The organism is Vibrio ziniensis (assembly GCF_011064285.1).
GTDB classification, from domain to species: domain Bacteria; phylum Pseudomonadota; class Gammaproteobacteria; order Enterobacterales; family Vibrionaceae; genus Vibrio; species Vibrio ziniensis.
Map to the genome: position 1 here is coordinate 1576897 of NZ_CP049331.1, position 26390 is coordinate 1603286.

The 26390-nt window shown below is 42.0% G+C and carries 26 protein-coding genes; 12 read left to right on the forward strand and 14 right to left on the reverse strand.

Translation table 11 applies throughout. The features are described from left to right. The first annotated feature begins 4 nt into the window (after window positions 1–4). The 6 genes from G5S32_RS07155 (at window position 5) to ttcA (ending at window position 6234) form a co-directional block, all read left to right on the forward strand. Entirely contained in the window at window positions 5–2380 is a 2376-nt protein-coding gene (locus G5S32_RS07155) for a heavy metal translocating P-type ATPase (RefSeq protein WP_165311367.1), read from the forward strand. Beyond that, window positions 2381–2575 (forward strand): cbb3-type cytochrome oxidase assembly protein CcoS, encoded by a 195-nt coding sequence (gene ccoS / locus G5S32_RS07160; protein WP_165311368.1) that lies wholly within the window; start codon window positions 2381–2383, stop codon window positions 2573–2575. Then, window positions 2565–3242, forward strand: coding sequence for a sulfite exporter TauE/SafE family protein (locus tag G5S32_RS07165; protein WP_165311369.1), 678 nt, complete (start codon window positions 2565–2567; stop codon window positions 3240–3242). Before ccoS ends, G5S32_RS07165 begins: the two co-directional genes overlap by 11 nt. A gap of 90 nt (window positions 3243–3332) precedes the next feature. Further along, a complete protein-coding gene (gene fnr, locus G5S32_RS07170; protein WP_165311370.1) occupies window positions 3333–4085 on the forward strand; it encodes a fumarate/nitrate reduction transcriptional regulator Fnr in 753 nt (250 codons plus the stop codon). A gap of 130 nt (window positions 4086–4215) precedes the next feature. Further along, window positions 4216–5163: a universal stress protein UspE gene (uspE, locus tag G5S32_RS07175; protein ID WP_165311371.1), complete on the forward strand. Its 948-nt coding sequence runs from the start codon at window positions 4216–4218 to the stop codon at window positions 5161–5163. A 138-nt stretch (window positions 5164–5301) separates the two neighbouring features. After that, the gene (gene ttcA / locus G5S32_RS07180; protein WP_165311372.1) at window positions 5302–6234 is read left to right on the forward strand and encodes a tRNA 2-thiocytidine(32) synthetase TtcA; all 933 of its coding nucleotides are present in this window, start codon (window positions 5302–5304) and stop codon (window positions 6232–6234) included. A gap of 45 nt (window positions 6235–6279) precedes the next feature. On the opposite strand, the gene G5S32_RS07185 is transcribed toward ttcA, so the two are convergent. The 3 genes from G5S32_RS07185 to G5S32_RS07195 are packed head-to-tail and all read right to left on the reverse strand — an operon-like array spanning window position 6280 to window position 8526. Further along, on the reverse strand, window positions 6280–6936 hold the full coding sequence (locus G5S32_RS07185; protein ID WP_165311373.1) for a DUF2987 domain-containing protein: 657 nt from the start codon (window positions 6934–6936) through the stop codon (window positions 6280–6282). Beyond that, on the reverse strand, window positions 6936–7733 hold the full coding sequence (locus tag G5S32_RS07190; protein WP_165311374.1) for a glucosaminidase domain-containing protein: 798 nt from the start codon (window positions 7731–7733) through the stop codon (window positions 6936–6938). The genes G5S32_RS07185 and G5S32_RS07190 overlap by 1 nt, the downstream gene beginning before the upstream one ends. Beyond that, window positions 7726–8526: a DUF2189 domain-containing protein gene (locus tag G5S32_RS07195; protein ID WP_165311375.1), complete on the reverse strand. Its 801-nt coding sequence runs from the start codon at window positions 8524–8526 to the stop codon at window positions 7726–7728. Before G5S32_RS07195 ends, G5S32_RS07190 begins: the two co-directional genes overlap by 8 nt. Before the next feature lie 324 nt (window positions 8527–8850). Here G5S32_RS07195 and potA point away from each other — a divergent pair, with 324 nt between their 5' ends. The 5 genes from potA (at window position 8851) to G5S32_RS07220 (ending at window position 13908) form a co-directional block, all read left to right on the forward strand. After that, a complete protein-coding gene (gene potA, locus G5S32_RS07200) occupies window positions 8851–10011 on the forward strand; it encodes a spermidine/putrescine ABC transporter ATP-binding protein PotA (RefSeq protein ID WP_425509207.1) in 1161 nt (386 codons plus the stop codon). Continuing rightward, complete coding sequence (gene potB / locus G5S32_RS07205; protein ID WP_207621617.1) at window positions 9995–10852, forward strand: spermidine/putrescine ABC transporter permease PotB; 858 nt, start codon at window positions 9995–9997, stop codon at window positions 10850–10852. The genes potA and potB overlap by 17 nt, the downstream gene beginning before the upstream one ends. Next, on the forward strand, window positions 10852–11622 hold the full coding sequence (potC, locus tag G5S32_RS07210; protein WP_165311378.1) for a spermidine/putrescine ABC transporter permease PotC: 771 nt from the start codon (window positions 10852–10854) through the stop codon (window positions 11620–11622). The genes potB and potC overlap by 1 nt, the downstream gene beginning before the upstream one ends. A 106-nt stretch (window positions 11623–11728) precedes the next feature. Further along, a complete protein-coding gene (locus G5S32_RS07215) occupies window positions 11729–12748 on the forward strand; it encodes an extracellular solute-binding protein (protein ID WP_165311379.1) in 1020 nt (339 codons plus the stop codon). A 122-nt stretch (window positions 12749–12870) separates the two neighbouring features. Next, a complete protein-coding gene (locus G5S32_RS07220; protein WP_165311380.1) occupies window positions 12871–13908 on the forward strand; it encodes an extracellular solute-binding protein in 1038 nt (345 codons plus the stop codon). Window positions 13909–13955: 47 nt separating this feature from the next. Here G5S32_RS07220 and cobB read toward each other — a convergent pair whose 3' ends face one another. From cobB to G5S32_RS07275, 11 genes are all read right to left on the reverse strand, one after another. Next, window positions 13956–14699, reverse strand: a complete 744-nt coding sequence (gene cobB, locus G5S32_RS07225) for a Sir2 family NAD+-dependent deacetylase (RefSeq protein WP_165311381.1) — start codon at window positions 14697–14699, stop codon at window positions 13956–13958. A 187-nt stretch (window positions 14700–14886) separates the two neighbouring features. Next, window positions 14887–16107, reverse strand: coding sequence for an ammonium transporter (locus G5S32_RS07230; protein ID WP_165311382.1), 1221 nt, complete (start codon window positions 16105–16107; stop codon window positions 14887–14889). Window positions 16108–16417: 310 nt separating this feature from the next. After that, the gene (locus G5S32_RS07235; protein ID WP_165311383.1) at window positions 16418–16855 is read right to left on the reverse strand and encodes a hypothetical protein; all 438 of its coding nucleotides are present in this window, start codon (window positions 16853–16855) and stop codon (window positions 16418–16420) included. Continuing rightward, a complete protein-coding gene (locus G5S32_RS07240; protein ID WP_165311384.1) occupies window positions 16842–17921 on the reverse strand; it encodes a formate dehydrogenase subunit gamma in 1080 nt (359 codons plus the stop codon). The genes G5S32_RS07235 and G5S32_RS07240 overlap by 14 nt, the downstream gene beginning before the upstream one ends. 6 nt (window positions 17922–17927) lie before the next feature. Beyond that, complete coding sequence (gene fdh3B / locus G5S32_RS07245) at window positions 17928–18536, reverse strand: formate dehydrogenase FDH3 subunit beta (RefSeq protein ID WP_165311385.1); 609 nt, start codon at window positions 18534–18536, stop codon at window positions 17928–17930. A gap of 11 nt (window positions 18537–18547) precedes the next feature. Further along, window positions 18548–21403 carry a formate dehydrogenase subunit alpha gene (locus G5S32_RS07250; RefSeq protein ID WP_165311386.1) on the reverse strand — a complete coding sequence of 952 codons (2856 nt, stop codon included), beginning with the start codon at window positions 21401–21403 and terminating at the stop codon, window positions 18548–18550. 10 nt (window positions 21404–21413) lie between these two features. Next, window positions 21414–21614, reverse strand: coding sequence for a twin-arginine translocation signal domain-containing protein (locus tag G5S32_RS07255; RefSeq protein WP_165311387.1), 201 nt, complete (start codon window positions 21612–21614; stop codon window positions 21414–21416). Window positions 21615–21676: 62 nt separating this feature from the next. After that, window positions 21677–22291 carry a TorD/DmsD family molecular chaperone gene (locus tag G5S32_RS07260; RefSeq protein ID WP_165311388.1) on the reverse strand — a complete coding sequence of 205 codons (615 nt, stop codon included), beginning with the start codon at window positions 22289–22291 and terminating at the stop codon, window positions 21677–21679. Window positions 22292–22300: 9 nt separating this feature from the next. Beyond that, window positions 22301–23962, reverse strand: coding sequence for a 4Fe-4S binding protein (locus tag G5S32_RS07265; protein WP_165311389.1), 1662 nt, complete (start codon window positions 23960–23962; stop codon window positions 22301–22303). A 196-nt stretch (window positions 23963–24158) separates the two neighbouring features. Further along, a complete protein-coding gene (locus tag G5S32_RS07270) occupies window positions 24159–24788 on the reverse strand; it encodes a DUF3306 domain-containing protein (protein ID WP_165311390.1) in 630 nt (209 codons plus the stop codon). Continuing rightward, window positions 24778–25260, reverse strand: a complete 483-nt coding sequence (locus tag G5S32_RS07275) for a DUF3305 domain-containing protein (protein WP_165311391.1) — start codon at window positions 25258–25260, stop codon at window positions 24778–24780. The genes G5S32_RS07270 and G5S32_RS07275 overlap by 11 nt, the downstream gene beginning before the upstream one ends. Before the next feature lie 271 nt (window positions 25261–25531). Between G5S32_RS07275 and G5S32_RS07280 the strand changes: the two genes are divergently transcribed. Then, window positions 25532–26371 (forward strand): formate dehydrogenase accessory sulfurtransferase FdhD, encoded by an 840-nt coding sequence (locus tag G5S32_RS07280; protein ID WP_165311392.1) that lies wholly within the window; start codon window positions 25532–25534, stop codon window positions 26369–26371. Window positions 26372–26390: the final 19 nt, after the last annotated feature.

The following is a 26390-nucleotide window of genomic DNA, read 5'->3' on the forward strand; positions in this document are numbered from 1 at the left end:
AATCATGAATAAAGCGTGTTACCACTGTGGTGAAGATGTACCAGAAAACACCAACTTTAAAGTCACGATTCTCGACGAAGAACGGGATATGTGTTGTCCCGGCTGCAAAACTGTTGCGGAAACTATCATCGAGAGCGGACTTGTCTCCTATTACCAATTCAGAACAACAACCGCAGACAAAGTAGAGCTCGTTCCTGAACAGCTAAAAGCGTTAATTCATTACGACAACTCAGACGTTCAAGCTGAGTTCGTAAGAAATGTCGATGAACACGCAGAAGTGACATTGTCACTAGAAGGGGTTTCGTGTGCTGCATGTGCTTGGTTAATTGAGAAACAACTTGTAAAACAACCGGGCGTAATCGCTATCCGAGTGAATACTACTACAAATCGCGCCTTGTTGAGCTGGGATAACTCATCTGTAAAACTGAGTGACATTCTTTCGCGAATTCATAATTTGGGCTATAAAGCAGCGCCGTTTGAAGCTGATAAGCACGAAGCTCTTTATCATCAATCTATGAAACAGTACCTCTATCGTCTTGGCATCGCTGGCTTGGCAACAATGCAAGTAATGATGCTGGCTGTTGCTTTGTATTTGGAAGCCTTTGGTGATCTCGATAGCGAGTTTAAAAACTACTTTCGCTGGGTAAGTTTGTTATTTGCAACACCAGTGCTTCTCTATTCTGCTTTCCCATTTTATGTCAATGCATGGCGAAGTATTAAAGGTCGTACGCTTGGAATGGATGTTCCCGTATCTATTGCGTTGATATTTGCTTATGTTGCTAGCCTGTTTGCTACTGTGACTCAACAAGGTGAAGTCTTTTTTGAGTCGATCTCAATGTTCACCTTCTTTTTGTTGGTTGGTCGATTTCTTGAAATGCGAGCACGACGTAAAGCTGCAGCGGCCAGTGGCAATCTATTAAAATTGATTCCTGCTATAGCAACTCGCATTGATGGTACTCAAACACCTGTTAAAACTCTTCAAGTTGGAGAGAAGATACGCGTCTTACCTGGTGAACATATTCCTGCCGATGGAGCAGTAATATCTAACCGAATTCATGTTGACGAATCAATGTTAACCGGGGAATCACTACCAGTTGTGAAAAATGTTGGTGATGCCGTTTATGCTGGAACACTTAATGGTGACGAATCTTTTGAACTAGAAGTAACAGCGACAAAGGCGGATTCTGTAATTTCAAATATTGTCCGTCTTCAAGACGACGCGCAATCGTCTAAACCAAAGATTGCTGAAATGGCAGATGTTGTCGCTAGGTATTTCGTTGCGATTATTCTCGTCATTGCGCTCGGTACATGGCTTTTCTGGCATAGTTCTCGTCCAGATGATGCTTTCTGGATTATGCTCTCAGTACTTGTTGCAACCTGCCCATGTGCGCTTTCATTAGCAACACCAACTGCGATCACCTGTGCAACCTCACGCCTAGGTGGTTATGGGATACTGCTACGCAAAAACCATGTGTTTGAGACGCTTTGTAATGTTAACCATCTCGTATTGGATAAGACAGGCACACTCACGCACGGTAACATTGAAATCCGAGATGTAGCGATTCACTCCCAACTGTGGACGAAAGAGCAATGTCTATCTATTGCAGCGCAGTTAGAACAGTATGCAAACCATCCGATTGCACGCGCGTTTAAACCTTACCTCAAAAATCTAACGGTATCTGGTGTCAAAAACATTATAGGTTCAGGTATTGAAGGTATCTACGAAGAACATAGAGTACGTATTGGCAACGCAAATTACGTTTTAAATAGTAACGATGATCTTAAGGATCACAATGCTGTATACATGGCGATTGATTCTGTGCACGTTGCTACATTTTATTACCAAGATCCGATTCGAGCAGAAGCGAAGAGCTTTATTGATAAGTTCCATGAAGCAGGGATTCGAATAACGTTGCTTACCGGTGATTCTCAAATTAACGCTCAATCTGTAGCAAATGAGCTTGGGGTGGACCAAGTGGTTGCTCAGGCCAAACCTGAAGATAAACTGAACTATCTACGTTCATTAGATGATAAAGACATAACATTGATGGTTGGCGACGGTATCAACGATGCTCCTACTCTTGCCGGAGCACATTTGTCAGTTGCTATGGGCGGCGGAACTGATGTTGCAAAGGCATCTGCTGATATGGTTTTGCTAGGCGATAAATTAGACCGCTTGCTCGATGCTAGAGAACTGGCACTGAAAACTCGTAGCATCATCAGACAGAACTTAGCTTGGTCTTTAGGATATAACGTGGTTATTTTGCCGCTAGCTGTTGCTGGATTTGTTGCTCCTTATATTGCAGTGGTCGGTATGTCGGCAAGTTCGATTATAGTAGTATCTAATTCTCTTCGATTATTGAAGGACAAGAATAACTAAATGGAAAGCCTATATATTTTGATCCCAATTGCCATCGTTATTGTTGCTGTAGCTGTGGCAGTATTTTTGTGGGCGGTTAAAAGTGACCAATTCGAAGATTTGGAGCGCCAGGGCCACAACATATTATTTGATGAAGATGAGCATCTAGCACCAAAAAGCAACGATTCTAAAAACAACGGCAATCATGACCGCTGATTTTATCGGAGCTTTTATTGTGGGCCTTCTAGGTACCGGGCATTGTGTTGGCATGTGTGGTGGTTTAGGTGCACTCCTTAGTATCGGAAATGGAGCATATAAGTCCACTGTCGCCATCATCTTTTATAATGTTGGAAGAATCTTAAGTTATAGCCTTTTCGGAGCGCTTATTGGTGGATTAAGTACAACGTTAAGTCAGTTATCTATGCTCAATCATTCTCTCGTTTGGCTACGGATTTTATCTGCAATCATGATGATTATTCTCGGCTTATATGTTGGTCGGTGGTGGTTTGGTTTACTGAGACTAGAAAAACTTGGGACTGGAATATGGAAGTACATTTCACCTTTAGGGCGTAAACTACTTCCATTAAAAAAAAGCTGGCATGCTCTACCTTTTGGAATAATCTGGGGGTGGCTACCTTGCGGTTTGGTCTACTCTGCGCTAACGTGGGCGGCTGTTTCCGGTGGTACCTTAGAAGGTGCTCTAATTATGGGGGCATTTGGCGTTGGAACCTTGCCTTCTATGCTCTTGGTGGGATTAGGTGCAACACAAATTAAACAGTTGCAGCAGTCACCCACATTTAGGACTATTGCTGCAATTTCAATCATTTGTTACGGCATATATACCGGCTACAGTTCAATAAATATGCTAATCAATCTTAGCTAGATGTTTGATTAGAAACATGATTTTTTTAACTATCCTTTAGTGTGAAGGGATGCTAAAATATTGATGTAAATCAATTAGTGAAAGGTCGTTATGATTTCGGAAAAGCCTGCTGCGAAGCGAATTCAATCTGGTGGATGTGCGATTCACTGTCAAGACTGTAGTATTAGCCAACTATGTATTCCATTCACTCTTAACGAGTCTGAATTGGATCAACTTGATCAAATCATTGAGCGTAAAAAGCCAATTCAAAAAGGTCAGGAACTATTCAAAGCTGGCGATGAGCTTAAGTCTTTATACGCAATCCGTTCAGGGACTATCAAGAGCTACACCATTACAGAACAAGGTGACGAGCAAATTACTGCATTCCATCTTGCTGGTGATTTAGTTGGTTTTGATGCCATTACGGGCGATGCACACCCTAGTTTTGCTCAAGCGTTAGAGACTTCTATGGTTTGTGAAATACCATACGAAATCTTAGATGACCTTTCAGGCAAAATGCCTAAGCTTCGTCAGCAAATCATGCGCTTAATGAGTAATGAAATTAAGGGCGACCAAGAAATGATTCTGCTACTTTCGAAGAAAAATGCTGAAGAGCGTTTGGCCGCTTTCCTATTCAACCTTTCAACTCGTTTTTCACAACGCGGATTCAGTCCTAGAGAGTTCCGTTTAACCATGACTCGTGGCGATATTGGTAACTACTTAGGCCTAACCGTTGAAACTATCAGCCGTTTACTTGGTCGTTTCCAAAAATCAGAGATTTTGAGTGTAAAAGGCAAATACATTACCATTATTGATCACGATGCTTTAATGGATCTTGCTGGCGTCTCTAAAGAAAGTAAATAAACATCAATGACGTAGCTCAATAATGAGCTACGTCATACTTCTTCTATAATCCCGCATTTTTTGCTAAACCTCTCGCAACTTCTAAGCTACAGTTAAATAATAAATCTCCGAAACGATAAAGGAGTTTGTTATGAGCATTTATAACAAAATCTTAGTTGTAGCTGATATTAATCATGATGAACAACCTGCTTTAGCCCGAGCTATCCAACTGGCTAAGAAAAGCCGCTCTACAAGCCATATTACATTTTTTTTGTCTATCTATGACTTCTCATATGACATGACATCCATGTTATCCGGGGACGAACGTGATGCCATGAGACGTGGTGTCATTCATCAACGTGAACAGTGGATGAAAAAGGTAGCTGAACCTTATATCAAAGAGTCTATAGTTTTTGATGTTAAGGTTGTTTGGCACAATCGTCCTTATGAAGCGATCATTGGTGAAGTATTTGCTGGTGAACACGATATATTGATTAAAGGTACACGTAAGCACGATGTTTTGGAGTCGGTAATATTCACGCCTACTGATTGGCATTTGTTACGTAAATGCCCTATTCCAGTCTTGTTAGTGAAGAATTCTGATTGGCCGGAAAATGCAAACATTCTTGCGTCTGTCCATGTCGGTTCTGAAATTGAAACTCATCTCGATCTTAATGACAGAATGGTTGACCAACTTTTAAATCTTTCTGAACGCTTAGGCACAACACCATATCTAGTCAATGCTTATCCTGTTACACCAGCAAACATTACTATTGAACTACCAGAGTTTGATCCTACTACTTATACCGATGCCGTTCGTGGACATCATCTAACTGCAATGAAAGCGCTGCGTCAAAAACATGGCATTGATGAAGAGCACACTATTGTTCAACAAGGTTTACCTGAAGATGTGATTCCTCAAGCTGCGGATAAGCTTAATGCAGCGATGGTTATCTTAGGGACTACTGGTAGAACCGGACTATCAGCCGTATTTATTGGCAACACTGCTGAGCAAGTCATTGATAAAATAAATTGTGATGTATTGGCGTTAAAGCCTAGGGGCTATGTAAGTCCTTTAGACCCTACAATTGCATCTTAGAATTTTAACTAGCTTCAAAGTCCCCTGACGACAGTTTGGGGACTTTTTTTCGTGCTTGAACTCTTAACTCTGGTATATCGAAAATTTATCCGTATCATACGCACTTCATTTTGTTTCTAAGATTAAGACTGCAAGCTGATGACTGAGCAAACTCAAGAGCTGACAAAGGCTCAACAATACAATTTCAACAAATTGCAAAAGCGTATTCGTCGTAATACTGGCCAAGCAATCGCTGATTTCAACATGATTGAAGATGGTGACCGTATAATGGTCTGCTTATCTGGCGGGAAAGACAGCTTTACTATGCTTGAAATTTTGATGAGCTTACAAAAGAGTGCTCCAGTCTCTTTTGAATTGGTGGCAGTTAACCTCGATCAGAAACAACCTGGATTTCCGGCTGATATCTTGCCGGCTTATTTAGAGCAATTAGGTGTTGAATACAAGATTGTAGAAGAAGACACCTACTCCATTGTTCAAGATAAAATCCCTGAAGGTAAAACAACATGTTCGCTATGCTCTCGTTTGCGCCGCGGTATTTTGTACCGTACCGCTAAAGAACTAGGTGCAACAAAAATTGCTCTAGGACACCACAGAGATGACATCATTGAAACTTTGTTCTTGAACATGTTCTATGGTGGGAAAATGAAAGGGATGCCACCGAAACTGGTATCGGATAATGGTGAGCATGTTGTTATCCGCCCGCTGGCATACTGTCGTGAAAAAGACATTATTAAGTATGCTGGTATGCGAGATTACCCAATTATTCCATGCAACTTATGTGGTTCACAGCCTAACTTACAACGTCAGAACATTAAGCAAATGCTCAATGCATGGGATAAACAGTTCCCCGGCCGAATTGAATCTATGTTCCGCGCTATGCAAAACGTAGTACCTAGCCACTTAGCTGACTTTGAACTGTTTGATTTTAAATCAATTAACCGTGACTCTGGTGTTATTAACGGCGGTGATATTGGTTTCGATAAAGAAGATATTCCAGTTATGCCCGTGCAAGATGAAGACAGCGTGATGGAATTCGACCCAAGTTTGAAACTAGATGTGACAAACGTATAGAAGAAAGATTAGAGAAAGGCTGCCTCAATTGCAGCCTTTTTTGTTTTACTTTTTAGCCGTTGGTAAGTACGGAAGAACTCGGATCGTTTTTTCAGGAAGTGTTATCCAACCTTCTTTTCCTATCTCATCCAAGGTTACTTGAGCTTTACCGTTAACAATTTGTACGCTGTTACCATTACTTAAGCTGACAACACCGCTTAAATTATTAGCGAATTCCAAAGTGACACCGGCGACTTCTGGAGTAAACCAACTTGAGAACATTCCACCCAAGGATTCAAGAATATCTTGCATCTGTGGAAGCAACTTTTCGATGTCATTGTAAGTCACTTTCCCAGTCAAAGATTCTCTGGTCATGACAACAAGGGAAAAATCGCAACGAAGATCTTTTGGAGTATCAACAAAGACTAAAGGGTTAGCTTGTTTTAGGTTATCGTCGAGCGGCAATAGCAGTTCATTATTCGGACTGCTTTCAAGTAATTCATAATGTTCTTCTTTTTCCATCCATGCTTTTTCAATGGAACAAAGCTGTTTGGTATCGGCGTTTAAGAAAAAAACGCCAACTTTTACATCTGGATACTCAGGCTTGTTGTTGTTTTTAAGAGATGAATACAATTTACTATATGTAAACATGTATTCTTGTGCAGTAGCATGGATAGAGAAACTCGCACAAAGAAGCCCTAAGGCTAACGCTATACCCTTCATTAATTTGTCCAAAATTGTTCGTTATGACGCATCATTGTCTGTAAATCTTTCACGTACGCTTCACCGCGCTCGGAGTATTTTAGCAGGCCATTACTCATTTCCATTGCACTACTAATGTTCAGCAAATCTGCACCATCTTCTCTGAGTTGAAAGCGTATTTCACGCAGGTCCTGATAGGCTCGGTTCCGATTTACATTCATGAAATAGCGATGGATGGATTCTTGTACAGAACTAAATTTTGCTACTTCATGAGTCATACCTTCGCTACGTTGCAAAGGAACCACACCGCAACCTTTGCTGTAACACCACTGACCAAAATAGTTTTTTGCCGTGCGGGCAAATCGCGAAGTACCCCATGCGGACTCATTTGCTGCTTGGGTTAACACTAACGCTTCTGGGATTACATCGACGCGATGTAACATGTCATCAATCCAGTCGTATGTCAGTTCATTATTTTGAAGTTCGATCTGATACAAATGAGAAAGTTTTGCAGCATCATCTAAGTCTGAGTCTGAAAGGCTTCCAGATTGCAGATGTTCTCTAAGTCTATTTAGCCTTGTTCTTTCTTTTTCAATTCGTTGGTTTTCTAAATCAATTCCAGGTTTGAGATATGAGAAGAAAGCATGTTTCTTCTCATTCACATCAGTGTAAACAGTAAAATCTGGTGCTTTTGCTACTGCTTTACCTTTGTTAGTAATAGATTCATTGAGGTTATTCTGGCTTTCGAAATTGTAATAGCCATAACCAGCAACTGCGATAATTCCGCCCAAAGCGGCTAACTGAAAGAACTTATGCATTAAATACCTGAGAGTTATTATCCTGATTGTCGTCGCTGTCTTTGTTGCTCGTGATGATCTTTAAACGAACCCCAAACATGTTGCGATAGATAATTCCTTTTAAGTGAAAGAAAAAAGGAACAACAAAAATCAAACCTATTCCGTACAAAAGTGCCGCAGTAACAAACATAATCATGACGATTAAGTAAAGCGACGCTAAAGGCAAAAGCTTTTTGTTTGCAGCACGCAGTGACAAAAATAGCGATTGCACAGGTGGTACTCGTTTTTCGCAAATTAGCAAAATAGAGTTACTAAAAGCAATAGATAGATACATAGAAAGCAATGGGAAGATCATTCCTGCGATTCCCTGAAGCACTAAACCAATCAGAGTGGCAAGAATCACAGGTACAGTAAACTGTAACCCTTTACTCATGTGCCTTGTTTGGGTTTTAAGCCCAGCCGCATGGCTCATCGCCATTAAACTAACACCAGCAAAGATTGGTGCACTCACCACTTCATAGCTAAAATTGGCAATAAAAATGGCTTCGATCATACCTTCTGGAAAGTTGCTGCCCTGCTCAAGTGCAGTAATAATTACTGAAGGATCGCCAAGCTGTAGCTTTAACGCTATGAAAAATATTGCGATTTGGATGGCAACCATTATCACGATTGCTGGAGAAAAAGAGACAAAATGCTTAAGTGTAGTATCCCAAGACTCCTTCAAAACCTCACCAACCTTTAGTTGGTATTGGCCTGATAATGCTTGCTCAACTGTCCCACCTACGTTGAAATCTCTCTCTATATCCTTGTTCATAAAATGCCCTAAGTTGGCGAGTCATATTTGGATTTAAAATATGACAACATGAAATTTTGAGTCATTATACTGAAATGCACCCGAGTCTAAAATCCAATCTCAATTTGCATCTTGCTTTCTTATTAATATGGTTGATAATTAACCAGTTGAAAGCATTGACAGTTATCGAAACATGGATGTTAATGAAAGTTTGCTTTTAACTACAAAACTTTTTGTGTTTCAAGTTAAGAAAACGCTTTGAGATCGCCTTTTTCGTGATTATTATGCGCCCCTAATTTGTATTTATTTGACAGGTCCAACAAGTAGATAGATTGCTGCAAGTAGATAGTTAGCTACTTATCTGCGGATCAAGGTGGAGAAAGACAGACGTTGAACAAACCAAATTCAGTAGGAAAACCAGTTGTTAAACTATCTGGTATTAGTAAAAGCTTTGATGGTAAACAGATCATCGGAAATTTGCAGCTAGATGTTAACCATGGTGAATTCCTAACAATTCTTGGCCCATCAGGGTGTGGTAAAACTACCGTTTTAAGAATGATTGCAGGTTTTGAAACTGCAGATAGCGGTCAGATTCTACTGGATAGTCAAGACGTTACTCAAGTTCCTGCTGAACAGCGACACGTCAACACCGTATTCCAAAGTTATGCATTGTTCCCTCACATGACGGTTTTTGAAAACGTAGCGTTTGGTCTACGTATGCAAAAAGTGCCTGCGAATGATATTGAACCCCGTGTAATGGAAGCATTACGCATGGTTCGCTTAGAAGAGATGGCACAACGTAAGCCTCATCAACTTTCTGGTGGTCAACAACAACGTATCGCTATTGCACGTGCAGTTGTTAACAAACCAAAAGTGCTTCTGTTAGATGAATCTTTATCTGCACTTGATTACAAACTGCGTAAGCAAATGCAAATCGAGCTTAAACAGCTACAACGCCAACTGGGCATCACTTTCATCTTCGTAACACACGATCAAGAAGAAGCTCTATCAATGTCCGACCGCATTATTGTTATGCGCAACGGTAACATTGAACAAGACGGTTCACCTCGTGAAATCTACGAAGATCCTAAAAACTTATTCGTTGCTCGTTTCATCGGTGAAATCAACGTCTTCTCTGCTAAAACTATTAAGCGTCTTGATGAGAAGCGCATCTTAGTTGAAACCGAGGGCGTTGAGTCTGTGGTTTATTATGACAAACCAGTAAACGAAGGCGACAAACTCCAAGTTCTTCTTCGTCCAGAAGATTTACGTATTGAAGAGATCAAAGAGTCAGAGACCATTGGTATTGTTGGTCACGTGACAGATCGCACCTACAAAGGCATGACTTTAGAATCTGTTGTTCAATTAGATTCAGGCATGAGTGTAACCGTTAGTGAATTTTTTAACGAAGACGATCCTGACGTTGACCACTCTATCGGCCAAAAAGTTACTATCACTTGGGTAGAAAGCTGGGAGGTAGTCCTCAATGATGAGCAAGAAGCTTAATCTTCAAACATCGATCATCAGTTTAATTGTTGGCTGGTTAGTTCTTTTTGTTCTAATCCCTAACGTGATGATTATCGGTACGAGTTTTTTGACTCGTGACGAAGCGAATCTGATTGAGCTGACGTTTACTTTTGATAACTACTTAAGATTATTAGACCCGCTATATGCGAGAGTAATGCTTCATTCGTTCTATATGGCGATTGTTGCGACAATTCTGTGTTTAATTATCGGTTATCCGTTTGCATACATCGTTGCTAAGATGCCAGAGAAGTGGCGTCCAATCATGTTGTTTCTAGTTATTGTTCCGTTTTGGACAAACTCATTAATTCGTACTTATGGTTTAAAAATTGTGCTTGGTACTCAAGGTATTTTGAACAAAGCATTGTTGGGTATCGGCCTTATCACTGAACCTTTGCGCCTTATGTACACAGAAACGGCCGTAATGATTGGCTTAGTATACATTTTATTGCCTTTCATGATTCTACCGCTTTATTCAGCTATAGAAAAATTGGATGGAACGTACATTGAAGCTGCTCGCGATCTTGGTGCAAACAAAATCCAAACGTTAACCAAGGTAATCCTTCCTCTGACGATGCCTGGCATTATTGGTGGCTGTTTGTTAGTTCTACTTCCTGCTCTAGGTATGTTCTATATTTCTGACTTACTAGGTGGCGCGAAAAACTTGCTGATCGGTAACGTTATTAAGAGCCAGGTCCTGAATGCTCGTGACTGGCCGTTTGGTGCAGCTACAAGTATTGCATTGACGATTGCAATGGCAATTATGCTTTACGCATATTACCGTGCTGGGAAATTGTTGAATAAGAAAGTGGAGCTAGACTAATGGGGAGAGTTGTTAGATTTAGCTTTATGAGTGCAGTGTACCTATTTTTGTACCTACCTATCATTGTGCTGATTGCAAACTCATTTAATTCCAATAAATTCGGTATTAAATGGGGTGGTTTTACTACTAAGTGGTACCACGCTTTGATGAACAATGACAGCTTAATGCAAGCTGCATGGCATTCAATCAGTGTTGCTGTTTTCTCTGCGACAGCTGCCACTATCATTGGTAGTTTGACTGCTGTTGCCCTATTCCGTTACCAGTTCCGTGGTAAGAATATGGTTAACAGTATGCTGTTTGTTGTAATGATGTCACCAGACATTGTTATGGCAATTTCTCTACTTGCACTATTCTTAGTGTTAGGTGCGAAATTGGGCTTTTTGACACTGCTGATCGCTCATATTACATTCTGCTTGCCATTTGTCGTTGTAACTGTATTCAGTCGACTTAATGGTTTTGATGTGAAAATGCTAGAAGCAGCAAAAGATTTAGGTGCAAGCGAATGGGTAATTTTGAAAAGAATCATTTTGCCTTTAGCAAAACCAGCTGTTGCAGCCGGTTGGCTACTCAGTTTTACCCTATCTCTTGATGACGTCATCATTAGTTCGTTTGTAACTGGCCCAACATACGAGATTTTACCTTTGAAGATTTACTCAATGGTTAAAGTTGGTATTTCACCTGAAGTGAATGCACTAGCAACAGTGATGTTGGTAGTGTCGCTGGCACTTGTTGTCACTTCACAGCTAGTGGCAAAAGAGAAAATGAAATAATTTTCAGTTAATTGACTAACTGAGATTCGAACCGGAATAACCTATGTTATTCCGTTATCCTTTTAAAATGCCCTTGAGGGCAACGTTTGGTTTGGAGCTAACGTCAATGAAAAAATGGGCTACTTTATTAGCTGGGATTTCACTGTTATCTGCGCAAGCAGTAGCAGAGGATAAAGAACTGGTATTCATGAACTGGGGACCATACATCAACAGTGGTATCCTAGAGCAGTTTACTGCGGAAACCGGTATCAAAGTAATCTATTCAACTTACGAGTCGAATGAAACTTTATACGCGAAGCTGAAGACTCACAACGTAGGCTACGACCTTGTTGTACCTTCTACTTACTTCGTGTCTAAAATGCGCGACGAGGGTATGATTCAGAAGATTGATAAGTCAAAACTTACTAACTTCAAGAATTTGGATACTAACTATCTAAATAAGCCTTTCGATCCAAATAACGACTACTCTATCCCACACGTTGTTGCTATCACCGGTCTTGCGGTGAATACAGACATGTATGATCCAAACGACTTCCAAAGCTGGGGTGATCTATGGAAGCCTGAGCTTAAAGGTCAATTGATGCTAATGGATGATACTCGTGAAGTATTCCACATTGCACTTCGTAAACTAGGTTACTCAGGTAATACTACTGACGAAAAACAAATTGATGAAGCATACGCTGAACTACAAAAATTAATGCCAAACGTATTAGTATTTAACTCAGACAACCCTGCTGACCCTTACCTAGCTGGTGAAGTTGGTCTAGGTATGCTTTGGAATGGTTCAGCTGCCGCTGCACAAAAAGAAGGTCTACCTCTTAAACTTGTATTCCCTAAAGAAGGTGGTATCGGTTGGGTTGACAACTTTGCTATTGCATCAGGTGCAAAAAACATAGATGCTGCGCACAAAATGATCGACTTCCTACTACGTCCAGAAATCGCAGAGCAAATTTCTAACGATACTGGTTACCTAACTGCTGTTGCTCAATCTAACGAGAAATTCAAAGATGTAGCTCCACTATTCCCTTCTCAAGAAGATCTTGACCGTGTGGAATGGCAAGCAGCTGTAGGCGACAAGACTGTGAAGTACGAAGACTACTTCATGAAGCTTAAAGCGGGTCAATAACCCAGCAAAAAGAATTAAATAGGCAGCTTTGGCTGCCTATTTTGTTTGTAGCTGTTATACTGTTTTTCCTTTTTGATAACGCGTTTGCCTAGGTAGGCTCTTGCACAAAACATGGAAAAGTAATGAAAAGTAAACTGTATGTTGGTGCTCTTTGTGCCGCGACTCTATTCACTACCAATGCAATGGCTAATGACCAAGAACTCTATTTCTATAACTGGTCAGAATATATACCAAGCGAAATTCTAGAAGACTTTACCAAGGAAACAGGTATAAAAGTCATCTACTCTACATACGAATCAAATGAGAGTATGTATGCCAAACTAAAGACTCAAGGTTCAGGTTATGACTTAGTGGTCCCTTCAACTTATTTTGTTTCTAAAATGCGTAAAGAAGGAATGCTACAAAAGATCGACAAGTCTAAACTGACTCATTTTGCTGATTTGGATCCTAACTACTTAGATAAACCTTTTGACCCAAACAACAACTACTCTATTCCTTACATCTGGGGCGCAACTGGTATCGGTATTAACACTGATATGTTGGATAAATCCAATATCCACAATTGGGGTGACTTGTGGGATGCTAAATGGGCTGGTCAACTCATGATGATGGACGACTCACGTGAAGTCTTCCATATTGCTCTGGTTAAACTGGGTTATTCACCAAATACTACCGATGCAAAAGAGATAGAAGCCGCATACGAAGAACTGAAAAAGCTAATGCCAAATGTATTGGTATTTAATTCAGATTTTCCCGCCAACCCTTATCTAGCTGGTGAAGTCTCACTAGGCATGCTATGGAATGGCTCTGCATACATGGCTCGTGAAGAAGGTGCAAAAATCGATATTATTTGGCCAGAGAAAGGCACTATCTTCTGGATGGACAGCTTAGCAATTCCTTCTGGTGCTAAGAATATTGAAGCTGCTCATAAGATGATTGATTTCCTTCTTCGCCCAGATAATGCAGCAAAAATTGCTGTTGAAATTGGTTATCCAACACCCGTTAAATCAGCATACAAGCTACTTCCTGAAGAGTTTGTAAATGACCAAAGCGTATTCCCGCCGCAAGCGATTATGGATAGTGGTGTGTGGCAAGATGAAGTTGGCGACGCAAGCGTACTATACGAAGAATACTTCCAAAAACTTAAAGTCGATAAGTAATCGAACAAAGTTAGTGGATAAAAAAGCGGCATTTAGCCGCTTTTTTTTTAATGGTTGCTGACTTTGCAATCAGGACGTTGAAGTTCCAATATCTCTTCTACAAGACGAGGTACTTCAATACTCGCTTTACCATAACGCTTTTCAGCGAATTCACTTTCAACCGCACTTGGCTCTAGGTTAATTTCTATCGTATGTGCGCCATGCATTTTCGCATCATGTACAAATCCAGCGGCTGGGTAAACAACGCCGGATGTGCCGATAGAAACAAATAGGTCGGCTTCTTCCAATGCTGAATAGATGTCTCCCATTCTCAGCGGCATTTCACCAAACCAAACGATATGTGGGCGCATCTGTGCTGGGATTTGGCAGCAATGACAAAGATCGCCAGTTAGTAGATCGCCTTTCTGCTCTATAGTCTGATTAGAGGTACTACAACGAGCTTTAAGCAGCTCGCCATGCATATGAATGATGTTCTTGCTTCCACCGCGTTCGTGCAGATTATCGATATTTTGAGTGATGATAGTCACTTTCCCATCAAGCTCTTGTTCAAGCTGACCAAGAGCGATATGAGCTGGATTCGGTTTAATCACATCTGACTGCAATTTGCGTCTGCGTTGATTGTAAAAATCTTGAACTAAGTCCGGATCTTTAGCAAAACCTTCTGGGGTAGCCACATCTTCAATTCGGTGATTTTCCCAAAGTCCATCTTGAGCACGAAAAGTCTGAATGCCCGATTCCGCAGAGATTCCAGCACCGGTTAGCACAACAACATTGCGATACGGAAATTTCATACTACATCCTTATTCTGATTGGCTTTTTGGTAGATTAGCACTGAAGCCAAACCAACTGTAGTTTTCACCGTTAGACCATAGTCTTAATTTTAGTACTAATTGTGTATTCTGTGATTCAGAAAAGCCAAGAGCAGGCATATGGCCTGCTCTTGTAACTTTGTTTCAATGAGTTTAACAACGCCAGTTATTACTCTTCGCTAACCGACGAAATCTTATGAATTGCTAAGTCAGCACCAATAAATTCATCTTCCTCAGATAAACGTAGCCCAGTCAGCATATTAAGTGAACCATACACAACAAAAGCACCAACTAACGCAACGATGATACCCATAACCGTACCAATTAACTGCACGGTGAAACTCACGCTACCTAAACCACCAAGCGCAGTTTGGCCAAATATCCCGGCAGCAATACCACCCCATGCACCGCAAACACCATGCAATGGCCATACACCGAGTACGTCATCAATCTTAGTTTTGTTCTGAAGTTGCGTGAATAGCCAAACAAACAAAGCGCCAGCAACGATACCCGTCACTAAAGCACCTAGTGGATGCATTAAATCTGAGCCAGCACAAACCGCAACGAGTCCAGCTAAAGGTCCATTGTGAATGAAACCAGGGTCGTTCTTACCTACCACAAGTGCAGCCAAGATACCGCCAACCATAGCCATAAGAGAGTTCATTGCAACAAGGCCGCTAATTCCTGCGAGTGCTTGAGCTGACATCACGTTAAAGCCAAACCAGCCTACACAAAGTATCCATGCACCTAACGCTAAAAACGGAATATTTGATGGAGCAAAGTTGGTATGTTTGCCCGCTCGGATACGGCCTTTACGCATACCGAGGAAGTACACCGCAACCAGAGCAATCCAACCACCGACACTATGTACTACTACAGAACCGGCAAAGTCATGAAAGCCCGCGCCAAAACGGTTTTGCAATGCTTCCTGAATACCGTAATTGCCGTTCCAAACGATACCTTCAAAGAAAGGATAGATAAGACCTACAGTGAAAAATGTGGCGATAAGCACAGGGTAAAAACGTGCTCTTTCTGCAATACCACCGGATACAATCGCTGGAATAGCAGCGGCAAAAGTAAGCAGGAAAAAGAATTTAACCAGTTCATAGCCATTGCCTTGGGCTAGGGTCTCTGCATCAGCAAAAAAGTTAGCGCCATAAGCTATCCAATATCCTATAAAGAAATATGCGATAGTTGATACACCAAAGTCCGCTAGTATCTTAACTAATGCGTTTACTTGGTTTTTCTTACGAACTGTCCCTACTTCCAAAAATGCGAACCCTGAATGCATTAAAAACACCATGATGGCGCCAAGCAGCAAAAATAAAGTATCTGAACTTTGGGTCAGGACTTGTACAGCCCCATAAACCTGACTTTCAGTTTGAGTCATTCTCGTTACACTCCATGCAGAATAAAAATCGCACCAACTGGGTGCTAAAGGTTTTGCAATTCACAATATTGGTGAATTTATTATGTTTGTGCCCTGCATGAGCAAATTACATTCCATCACTATGGGGAAATAAAGATTTTTTAATAAATATCTGATTTATAGCTAATTAAAATTAAATCAGAGTATAAGAGATGCTAGATAAGAGGGCTTTTACGTTTCCATGAAGCACCACATTAGTTCATTTGAACTAATGTGGTGCGCACAATTATTGTACAAATATTATCCTGTATGAGTGTAGGAGGATATATTTTTACAAGTTTGGTCCCTTTGATGGTGCATGTGGAATGTTGTTTTTTAGCTGCTGCATTCCTTTGTACATCCTTACGAACCATATAGTAATAGCGAAAAGAGCTATCAATGCACCAACATAAGGGATTGCGCCTCCGACGGTTGTTAACCACGAATGGGCATACCAGTAACGGTTAACTCCCATAATCAGCCCATTTGTAGTCGCAACACTGATAATGAGCACAACGAAGAAAGTTAAAAATAGGAAAAAGGTACGAATCAAACCGTAATAGTGTGAATTCGCCACTTCACCATCTTCGTTCTTGTCTAAGCGGTATCCAGCGTAAATGATTCCAATCACACCGGAGATTAGACAAGTAAACGGCGTAAGTATATTAGCGATGTATACAAACCAAACGGATTTGTTGTCTGCGGCATTTTTCGAATTAGCGCTTGTCATGCATTGGCTCCCCTATCGGTAAAGATTGAGAATTGCTTATCGTGGCATCAGCTTCTTCGATCTCGCCTTTTGCTTTCACTTCTTCATACCATAAGTCGTGATGCTCTTTGGCCCATGTTTCATCCACTTTACCAGTCACCATACCTTCTAAAGCGCCTTCCATACCAAACAAACCAATGTAAATATGGAAAACAAAACCACAGATCAAAATAAGTGCTGAGAACATGTGTACAAGATTCGACATTTCCATATCTCGGCGTGTTTGACCGAAGATCGGAAAATCTAGGAACAATCCGCTAACAGCTGCAAAAGCTCCAAATACAATAAGCAGCCAATAAACGGCTTTTTCACCTGCATTGGAAAAGCCAGCAGACGGATGAGTACCTTTGTGTTTGCCAACCATTCCGCCTAACTTCAAAGCCCATTGAATATCCACTTTAGTGAACAGAGATTTTCTCCACCACTTGAGCAGAATAAACACCAACAAGACAAAGAACAGAGGGCCAACGTAGTTGTGATACTGCTTCGCAGCGAAAACTATATAACCCCACAGCTCTGTTGGTATGTATGGTTTTAAGAAATGCTTACCGTAAACCAACATCAAGCCACTGAACGCTAGAGTAAGAAATGTGAAAGCCATTGACCAGTGTAATGCCCTGTCTAATCGAGACCAACGGTTGAGCTTTCTCCCTGTTCTAGGTTTGCTTAACATAATGGGGCCAACAATCACATAAGCTAGCACAACTAAGGCAATACTGCCGAATATGGCAATTGCACCCGCTGGAGACATCCATTTTTCTTTCAAAATGAACCATGTTTCGCCCGGCTTACTGATCAGTACTCCATGTTCTGGCGATTGAGAAGTCGTATCTCCAGATACACCTTGACGAACTTGTCGCCAGTAATCAGCACCAGCGAGTTGGCTCATCTCACTTTGCGCAACATCAGCCTTGCCATTTACTGCTTTGCTACTGTCCTCTGCGAAAGCAGGAGGAAATGCTAAGCACAGCAGTGCTGCCAATAAAGGCAGCACCCGACTAGCAGCGCGAACAATTAGATTTCGCATAAACTACTAGCTCCTCGTTGCGTCATAAGAAAGATCTTCACCGTTTGTCCAACCAGCTCCTTTCGCGCCACGCTCAACAACACGTTGACGGAAGATGTCTGAAACTGTTTCTGCATCGCCCGCCATAAGCGCTTTGGTAGAACACAAAGAAGCACACATTGGTAGTTTGCCTTCCGCAATACGGTTAGCACCGTATTTTTTACGCTCTTCTTCAGAGCCTGCTTCGGTTTCCGGACCACCTGCACAGAATGTACATTTGTCCATTTTTCCACGTTCACCAAATGCAGTTTGCTTAGGAAATTGCGGAGCACCAAACGGACAAGCAAATAAGCAATAACCACAACCGATACAAAGATCTTTATTGTGTAATACTATGCCGTCTTCAGTGTGTACGAAGCAGTCTGCTGGGCAAACAGCCATACAAGGTGCATCTGTACAGTGCATACAAGCAACAGAAATCGAGTTTTCGCCCGGCTCACCGTCATTCAATGTAACGACGCGGCGGCGCTGAATACCCCATTCTAATGCGTCGTCGTTTTCGTTTTTACATGCGGTCACACAACCATTGCATTCGATGCAGCGCTTGGTGTCACAAAGGAATTTCATTCTAGCCATCGTGGTGCTCCTTACGCTTTACGGATGTTACATAGTGTGACTTTGGTTTCTTGCATCTGAGTCGTTGGATCGTAACCGTAAGTGGTTGCAATGTTTGCTGACTCGCCAACAACATAAGGCTGTGTACCTTCTGGGTACTTACCTCTTAAGTCTTCACCTTGGAACTTACCGCCGAAGTGGAAAGGAATAAATGCCATCCCCGGACGAACTCGACGAGTAACCATCGCTTTTACGTGAATACGCCCTTTTTCCGCACCTTCAACCCAAACCATATCACCGTCTTTGAATCCTAAATCATTTGCATCTTTAGGGTTCACTTCCACAAACATCTCTTGTTGAAGCTCAGCTAGCCATGGGTTTGAACGAGTTTCATCACCACCACCTTCATACTCAACCAAACGTCCAGAAGTCAGAATAATTGGGTATTCTTGAGACTTATCCTGAGCCTGAATTGACTTATAAAGCGTCGGCAGACGATAGATGGACTCTGCGTCATCCCAAGTTGGGTAATCAGCAATCAAGTCACGGCGTGGTGTGTATAACGGTTCGCGATGTAACGGAACTCTATCTGGGAATTCCCAAACAATGGTGCGTGCTTTCGCGTTACCAAACGGAATGCAGCCATGTTTAATCGCAACACGTTGAATACCGCCAGACATGTCGGTTTTCCAGTTTTTGCCTTCTGCTTCGGCCTTCTCTTCAGGGGTAAGATCATCCCACCAACCAAGATGTTGCAGTAACTTAGCACTAAACTCTGGGTATCCATCTTCGATTTCACTTCCTTTAGAGAAGCTATCTTCAGCTAGTAGGTTTTTGCCTTCAAATTCCACACCGTAGCGAGCACGGAATGTACCACCACCTTCTGCCACTGTTTTAGATGTGTCGTAAAGAATATGGGTACCAGGGTGTTTCATCTCTGGAGTACCCCAACATGGCCAAGGTAAGCCATAGGTTTCCCCATTCGCTGGACCACCTTCTGCTGCAAGCGTCGTTTTATGGAAGGTGTGCCAGTTTTGTTGGTGCTCTTTAAGACGTTCAGGGCTTTGACCTGTATAACCAACCGTCCACATGCCTCGGTTGAATTCGCGAGTCACGTCTTCAATTACTGGCTGGTTATTCTCGACACGAATGTTTTTGAATAACTGCTCTGCGAAACCCAGTTTAGTGGTCAGCAAATACATGATTTCGTGGTCTGGTTTAGAATCAAACAAAGGTTCGATAACTTGGTCACGCCACTGGATTGAACGGTTTGATGCAGTAACACTACCGTAAGTTTCAAACTGAGTTGTGGCAGGTAAAAGATAAACACCGTCTGTACGATCGTTCATCACAGCAGCCACCGTTGGATATGGGTCTACAATGACCATCATGTCCAGTTTCTGCATCGCTTTTTTCATCTCAACACCACGAGTTTGTGAGTTTACTGCGTGTCCCCAGTAGAACATTGCTCTGATGTTGTCGTTCTGTTCGATGTTTGATTTGTCTTCTAGCACGCCATCAATCCAACGAGATACGGGAATACCCATATTATTCATTGGCTTGTGGCCACGATATTCTGTTTGGTCGAATCGATTTTTAATCCATTCGTAATCAACATCCCACACGCGAGCCCAATGTTTCCAAGAACCATCAAGCAAACCGTAGTAACCCGGCAATGTATGAGAAAGTACACCTAAGTCGGTTGCACCTTGAACGTTGTCGTGGCCACGGAAGATGTTTGCGCCCCCTCCCGACTTACCTAAGTTGCCAAGAGCAAGTTCAAGTACGCAGTATGCACGAGTATTATTGTTACCTGTGGTGTGCTGAGTACCACCCATGCACCAAACGACACAACCAGGGCGATTTTCGGAGAGTATTTTCGCTGTGTGATATACGTCCTCTTCGCTCACACCTGTTACACGTTCAACTTCTTTAGGATTCCACTTAGCAACTTCAGCGCGAATTTCGTCCATACCAAATACACGTTGGCGGATGAACTCTTTGTCTTCCCATTGGTTGTTGAAGACATGCCATAGAAGACCCCAAATAAACGCTACGTCAGTACCAGGGCGTAAAGAGACAAAGTGATCTGCTTTTGCTGCAGTACGGGTACGCCGCGGGTCTGCGACGACAATCTTACAGCTGTTTTTTTCTTTAGCGATTAAGATGTGTTGCATTGCAACAGGGTGAGCTTCAGCAGGGTTTGAACCAATAAACAGAATTGATTTGCAATTATGCATATCGTTAAAAGAGTTGGTCATTGCCCCGTAGCCCCATGTGTTTGCAACACCGGCTACTGTAGTTGAGTGACAAATACGCGCTTGGTGGTCAACGTTATTGGTACCCCAAAGTGACGCCATTTTTCTAAAAAGATATGCCTGTTCGTTGCTGTGTTTTGCACTACCAAGCCAATAAACCGAATCTGGACCTGATTCTTCACGGATCTTCAGAACATTGTCACCGATTTCGTTGATAGCTTGATCCCATGAGATCTTTTTCCACTTACCGCCTTCTAGCTTCATTGGATATTTTAAACGGCGCTCACCATGACCATGTTCTCGCAGAGCTGCACCTTTCGCGCAGTGTCCACCAGCATTAAATGGATGATCAAACGCAGGCTCTTGTCCTGTCCAGACACCATTTTGCACTTCAGCGTAGATACCGCAGCCAACAGAGCAGTGAGAACAAATCGTGCGTTTCACTTCTGTTTTTGCATTACGGTCAACTTCTTCAGCTTGTGCCTTTTTGATCATACCAGGAGCAAACAGTCCTGCGCCGACAACTGCGCCACCAGCTGCTAATGAACTGTTTTTCATGAAAGCACGACGGCTAATCCCGAGCTGATTCTTTTCTTTTGTCACGTTATCCGAACGTTTAGTTAGTCTCATCTGCGAGCTCCTATAGCGTGTCGTAGTAATCACGGATGTGTTGAGTCTCGTGATAACCGTCTTTCTTTGTTGTAGGTACAGTTAAAGATGGCTCTTGTGCACTGACACTTTGTGAAACGGTTGCTCCTACAGCACCCGCTACCGCGGCAGTTCCAAGTCCTTTGAGCAGGTCACGTCTGCTTGTGTCGATGTCTTGTTGTTGTTTTTTCATCATTGCTTCCTTATCTCGTCCCTGCTGTTGCCAACAAGGTAAGTCTGAAGGTGCGTTGGCACTTATTCAGTCAGGTTCTTTACTTCTATTTTGTGAGTATTGCGTTTACTTACCTTCGCCTCAGTAAAAGACACTTTTTCTAAAGACAAAAATGCATCCATCAATTTGGCGACCGCATGGTAATAACTGGTGTGTTGCGCATCGGTAATTTGAGTGACAAGTCGCTCATACCATTGCGCTAAATGACTATTGAAAAACGATTTCTGTGCCGATTCAGTTTGTTCACATAAATAAGCCATCGTTTCACAAAGCGCAGCTATGTGATCTTCCGGTTCTTTTACATTCTCGCTACGCTCAAGACCGAGTTGGCTGAGATCTAAACGAATATCGGCAAGTGGCTTTTCCATCAATGAACCGGTTAAGTGCCAAGATGCAAATGGCACAACTTCCCCACGGCCAATTCCAATGAATAATTCGTGATATTCATCCTCGACCGCTTCAAGATTGATTTTCGCTGATGCTATCGATAACTCAGACCACGCTTGAGCCATTGGTGTGCCGTTATCTTCAAACTCTAAATCTGAAAGAAATTCCAAAAGTTCTTTTGTCGGCGGTTGTCTGAACAAAGTTGCCAGCAATAAATAGATATCTGAGCGCATTGATTGTTGCTGTTCCATTCTCTACTCCTAATATCTCAACTGTTGTTCTGGATCGTTAGCCATTGACTCGAACACATCGATCACTCGGCAGTCTTCGCACATAGCAATACGGTTCAAGGCTTCAGGTGTCGCAAAGTGTGAGTGACCTTGTAACTTATTTTGCAGCATTGTGATCATCGATTGTGGTGCGAAAGGTTTATGACAGCGCAGACACTTCGCTGGCTCTTCTTGATGCAGTGTGACCGCAGATCGACGCGCAACTTTATTCCAGTTCATTTGCTGAACGCTTGTTAGCGCATTTTCAGGACAAGCTTTGATACATAGGCCGCATTGAACACAATCTTGTTCAACAAACTTAATTCCGGGAATGTCTCCATCATGATGAAGGGCGCGAGTTGGACAAACTGCAACGCACCCCATACATAAGGTGCAATCTTTAGTCGAACACTCTATCGCTCCATACACTGAAGAGGCTTCCAGTGGCTGAGTAACTTGAGCAATATTGAATTGTTGGGCGAGCGCATCAAGTGACGTAAACAAACGAGTACGTTTATTGCCTTCTAACTCGCCCAGACGAAGTTGTAGATCTTCAATAACTAGATTTGGAGCTCCTTCACGAAGCGTTTCCAAATAAAGTATGTTGATAGTCTCTTTAGCTAATCCTAATTGCGACAGCAATGTTTGAGCCGTTGCAACCTCTTGTTCAAGAACACGTTGAATCGTTTTGGGCATACGACGACTTGCGGCAAATAGCACTTGTGTTGCACCATTCGTTAATGCCGCAAACCAAGTATCTATCCCCACAGATGGTAGTTCTTCTACGGTAACAGGAATAACATTCTCTGGTAGGACTTTCAGCGCCATTAAATTATGAGTTTCATGTTCTGAACCACAGATAAGAACAATCGGTTTTTCGCCACCAGCCTGAAAATAGTTTCTCAACAAACGTTCGATAAACTTTTGTGTCTCTTTTGGTGTAGGTAATGCGTAGTGAATAGCTTCAGTGGGACAAGCTGTCGCACATGTACCAACGCCTTGACATAGATAAGGATTTATCTCGATTCTATGGCCGGTTTTATCCGAACCTTCACTTGATAATGCGCCGGCTGGACAGGCATCTACACAACGTTCACAGCCTTTTACACCGCGAGAACTGTGCGCACACAGATCGGTATCCAGTCTGAAAAACTTCGGTTTATCAAATGTACCGACCAAGTTTGGGATTTGTTCTAGTGCATCAGCCAATTTAGGATAGCCACGTCCGACAGGAAAATATCCGGGAACAGGGACTTCTTCAGTCATCACACCGTTCAAAGACATATCGAGGATAATATCGAACGAGTCTTTACCAATAGCTACTTTAGATAGCGAGGTTGAGACACCATGATTTTGTATTTGAACATCAAAAGCACCGAGATAGCCGCTAATTTGAACACTATCTGCAAAGTAGACATTCGGCTCTTTACCTTTTTCTCCATCAACGGAAAGTAAAGAGATAGATTGAACTTGAGGTAATTGCTCTGCGATACGTTCGATTAGGCTTGTTGGGCCGATAATCAATGTATCTCCAGAGGTTTCGTAACTCACGGTTGGAGGAATAAGGTTTGCTAGTTCGACGGTATTTTCAATGGCAGAATACCGCGCGATTCCATTTTGCGAAGTCGATTGTTGTAAGTATTGTTTTAGCATTTGCTCGCTTCCAGTGTTTATCCACACACTTTTTATCTGGATATGAACCTATATTAGCAAATAGTGTTCCAATAAATTTATTCAATAATTACAACAATATACGTAGATAACACTAAGCTAAGTAAGGATGTATCCATGTTATGAGACAAATTGTCTCACATGCTTATTTATCGTTTAGTCAAAATGTACCTATGATTTATATGGTATTTTTTGTCTCACCTTCGAATTGAGAATGCTCGGCCAAAGGCTCTATCTCGTTTTCAATCGACTCGGCTTGGTCTAACGAGTCCAAATCGGTCTCTGAACCTGTTGATCCATCAATAATCTCATCCATAGCTGGCTGGTTTTCTGTCAACAATTCACCTTGTTGCTCTGAGTTTTCAGTCGACTCCTTCAACCATCCCCTTAGAGTCTGCGCAACTTCCGGAGAGAGAGGTTTAATTGAACTGAAATCTTGTGCGTAATCATTCATTCGACACACTTCGCTAAACTCTCCACCTAAAAACAATTTACGCAGAGCAGCCTTTTTGATTTCTCTATCAGCTTCGGAGGTAAGTAACGAAGCAAGTGTTTGAGCCTCTTCATGGCTCTTAGAACCGCTGTCGGCATGATGGGCTAAGTTACTGACGGTTTCACTTGCTGAACAGGAATCCATTGTCTCTACTGGCGAATTCCCAAGACAAACATTTTCCTTAGCTGTTTCTGGATCGTTATTAACGTATTGTGTTTCAATCGCTTTCTTATCAGCCGATTGAGAGACAGAATCCTCTTTCTCACTTTCAAGCTTGCGCTTGGACCAACGCGTTAAGAATGAATCATTGACCACTAGACCTCCCCGCGCCTTTGCGCTTCTTACCACGGATTTCTAACAGTTCTCCGTGTCTACCGATGAAGGCTTCCATCCATGCTTGAACGGGTAATGGCATGTCATTGGATAGCACCAAGTATTCTCCATCCATATACTGACCAGCCACGCTTTGTGATGCGATTAAGCGGATAATTTTTGGTGTTTCACCGTCTTCCGGTTGTTCCAAGATTAGAAACAGTTTTGGGCTTTGAGAACTGAGATTGAATCGGTAGTCTGTGCGTTCATCCCGATAGAGCTCAAGAGTAGCAACGTGCTCTGAACTCTCGTCCACAACTAGGTCAAATCCAAGCAATTGCCATTGTGTGGTTACCCACATCCCTGCCGTGATTTCATGTTCTTTGAGGCGACAATTTATCGGCCAACTGTTTTCTGTTTTTGCCTTAGGTTGGTTTGCTACAAGAGGCTGAGCTTGTACTTGTTTTTCTGACATAGGAAACCTAATCAATTCTTGTTTTTGTTTATGTTTATATAGTTGTGTAAAGTGACATAAAGCAAATATTAAGCCATTGACTCAAGCCTAGTTGGTATTTTGCGAATGTCATGGGTTAAATGTCGCATTAATTTGCGCTTAAATGATGAAAATGTCCTAATCGGCTCAACTCACTGAAAAGCAGTGGAATAGAAATTGCTGTTTCTAACTTGTTTATCAATCAGTGCCTATTAATTTGTTTAATGCATCAACACTCCATCAGGAATATCACGTGGCAAAACCAAAAATCATAAAAACCAGTGAAAACCCACTTCAAACTATCGAAGTTGACGTATTCGACGAATACGGTGAACGTTTAACTAAATCTATTGCATGCGAACGTCCTTTAACAGTCATGCTTAACTGGAAAGAGATAGTCACCTTAATGACATTAGGCTCTCGGCCTGAAGCCTTGGTACTTGGGTATTTGAAGAACCAAAGTTTTCTCAACGATCCTGAAGCACTTGAATCAGTCATTATTGATTGGGAAACCAATAGTGCTGTCATCATTACCAATGAGTCTCTTGAGCATTTAGAACCTGCGTTGAAGAAAAAAACTGTTACTTCAGGGTGCGGACAGGGAACCATGTATGGCAATGTGATGAAACAGCTTGAAGGCTACAAGGTTCCACAATCTCCGATTAAGCAATCGGCAATTTACGATGCGCTTGAAGCTCTCACCCATCATAACGACACCTATAAAGCCGCTGGCGCAGTTCATGGCTGTGCGGTGTGCCAAGGTCATGAAGTACTTTCTTTTGTCGAAGATGTTGGCCGCCATAACGCTGTAGATACCCTGGCGGGAGAAATGTGGCTTAACGGAGAGACTGGTGACGACAAGATTTTCTATACCACTGGGCGATTGACTTCAGAAATGGTCATCAAAGTCGCTCAAATGGGCATTCCCGTTTTGTTATCACGCTCTGGTGTGACACAAATGGGTTTAGAGTTGGCACATCAGTTTGGCATAACCACGATTGCACGAGCTAAAGGTCGTCGTTTTCAAGTGTATAGCGGTGTGGAGAAAATAGAATTTGATGTTAAAGGTCATTTGGCAGATGAATCTGAGTGATGAATTCAATCGCTCACAA

Coding starts and splice junctions, on each gene's coding strand:
- uspE (WP_165311371.1), top strand. CDS start 4,216: ATGAGCATTTATAACAAAATCTTAGTTGTAGCTGATATTAATCATGAT.
- G5S32_RS07190 (WP_165311374.1), bottom strand. CDS start 7,733: ATGCATAAGTTCTTTCAGTTAGCCGCTTTGGGCGGAATTATCGCAGTT.
- G5S32_RS07165 (WP_165311369.1), top strand. CDS start 2,565: ATGACCGCTGATTTTATCGGAGCTTTTATTGTGGGCCTTCTAGGTACC.
- potB (WP_207621617.1), top strand. CDS start 9,995: ATGAGCAAGAAGCTTAATCTTCAAACATCGATCATCAGTTTAATTGTT.
- G5S32_RS07255 (WP_165311387.1), bottom strand. CDS start 21,614: ATGAAAAAACAACAACAAGACATCGACACAAGCAGACGTGACCTGCTC.
- ttcA (WP_165311372.1), top strand. CDS start 5,302: ATGACTGAGCAAACTCAAGAGCTGACAAAGGCTCAACAATACAATTTC.
- G5S32_RS07195 (WP_165311375.1), bottom strand. CDS start 8,526: ATGAACAAGGATATAGAGAGAGATTTCAACGTAGGTGGGACAGTTGAG.
- G5S32_RS07240 (WP_165311384.1), bottom strand. CDS start 17,921: ATGCGAAATCTAATTGTTCGCGCTGCTAGTCGGGTGCTGCCTTTATTG.
- potC (WP_165311378.1), top strand. CDS start 10,852: ATGGGGAGAGTTGTTAGATTTAGCTTTATGAGTGCAGTGTACCTATTT.
- G5S32_RS07185 (WP_165311373.1), bottom strand. CDS start 6,936: ATGAAGGGTATAGCGTTAGCCTTAGGGCTTCTTTGTGCGAGTTTCTCT.
- G5S32_RS07215 (WP_165311379.1), top strand. CDS start 11,729: ATGAAAAAATGGGCTACTTTATTAGCTGGGATTTCACTGTTATCTGCG.
- G5S32_RS07235 (WP_165311383.1), bottom strand. CDS start 16,855: ATGACAAGCGCTAATTCGAAAAATGCCGCAGACAACAAATCCGTTTGG.
- G5S32_RS07230 (WP_165311382.1), bottom strand. CDS start 16,107: ATGACTCAAACTGAAAGTCAGGTTTATGGGGCTGTACAAGTCCTGACC.
- G5S32_RS07265 (WP_165311389.1), bottom strand. CDS start 23,962: ATGCTAAAACAATACTTACAACAATCGACTTCGCAAAATGGAATCGCG.
- cobB (WP_165311381.1), bottom strand. CDS start 14,699: ATGAAATTTCCGTATCGCAATGTTGTTGTGCTAACCGGTGCTGGAATC.
- G5S32_RS07250 (WP_165311386.1), bottom strand. CDS start 21,403: ATGAGACTAACTAAACGTTCGGATAACGTGACAAAAGAAAAGAATCAG.
- G5S32_RS07275 (WP_165311391.1), bottom strand. CDS start 25,260: ATGTCAGAAAAACAAGTACAAGCTCAGCCTCTTGTAGCAAACCAACCT.
- G5S32_RS07260 (WP_165311388.1), bottom strand. CDS start 22,291: ATGGAACAGCAACAATCAATGCGCTCAGATATCTATTTATTGCTGGCA.
- fnr (WP_165311370.1), top strand. CDS start 3,333: ATGATTTCGGAAAAGCCTGCTGCGAAGCGAATTCAATCTGGTGGATGT.
- G5S32_RS07155 (WP_165311367.1), top strand. CDS start 5: ATGAATAAAGCGTGTTACCACTGTGGTGAAGATGTACCAGAAAACACC.
- ccoS (WP_165311368.1), top strand. CDS start 2,381: ATGGAAAGCCTATATATTTTGATCCCAATTGCCATCGTTATTGTTGCT.
- G5S32_RS07220 (WP_165311380.1), top strand. CDS start 12,871: ATGAAAAGTAAACTGTATGTTGGTGCTCTTTGTGCCGCGACTCTATTC.
- fdh3B (WP_165311385.1), bottom strand. CDS start 18,536: ATGGCTAGAATGAAATTCCTTTGTGACACCAAGCGCTGCATCGAATGC.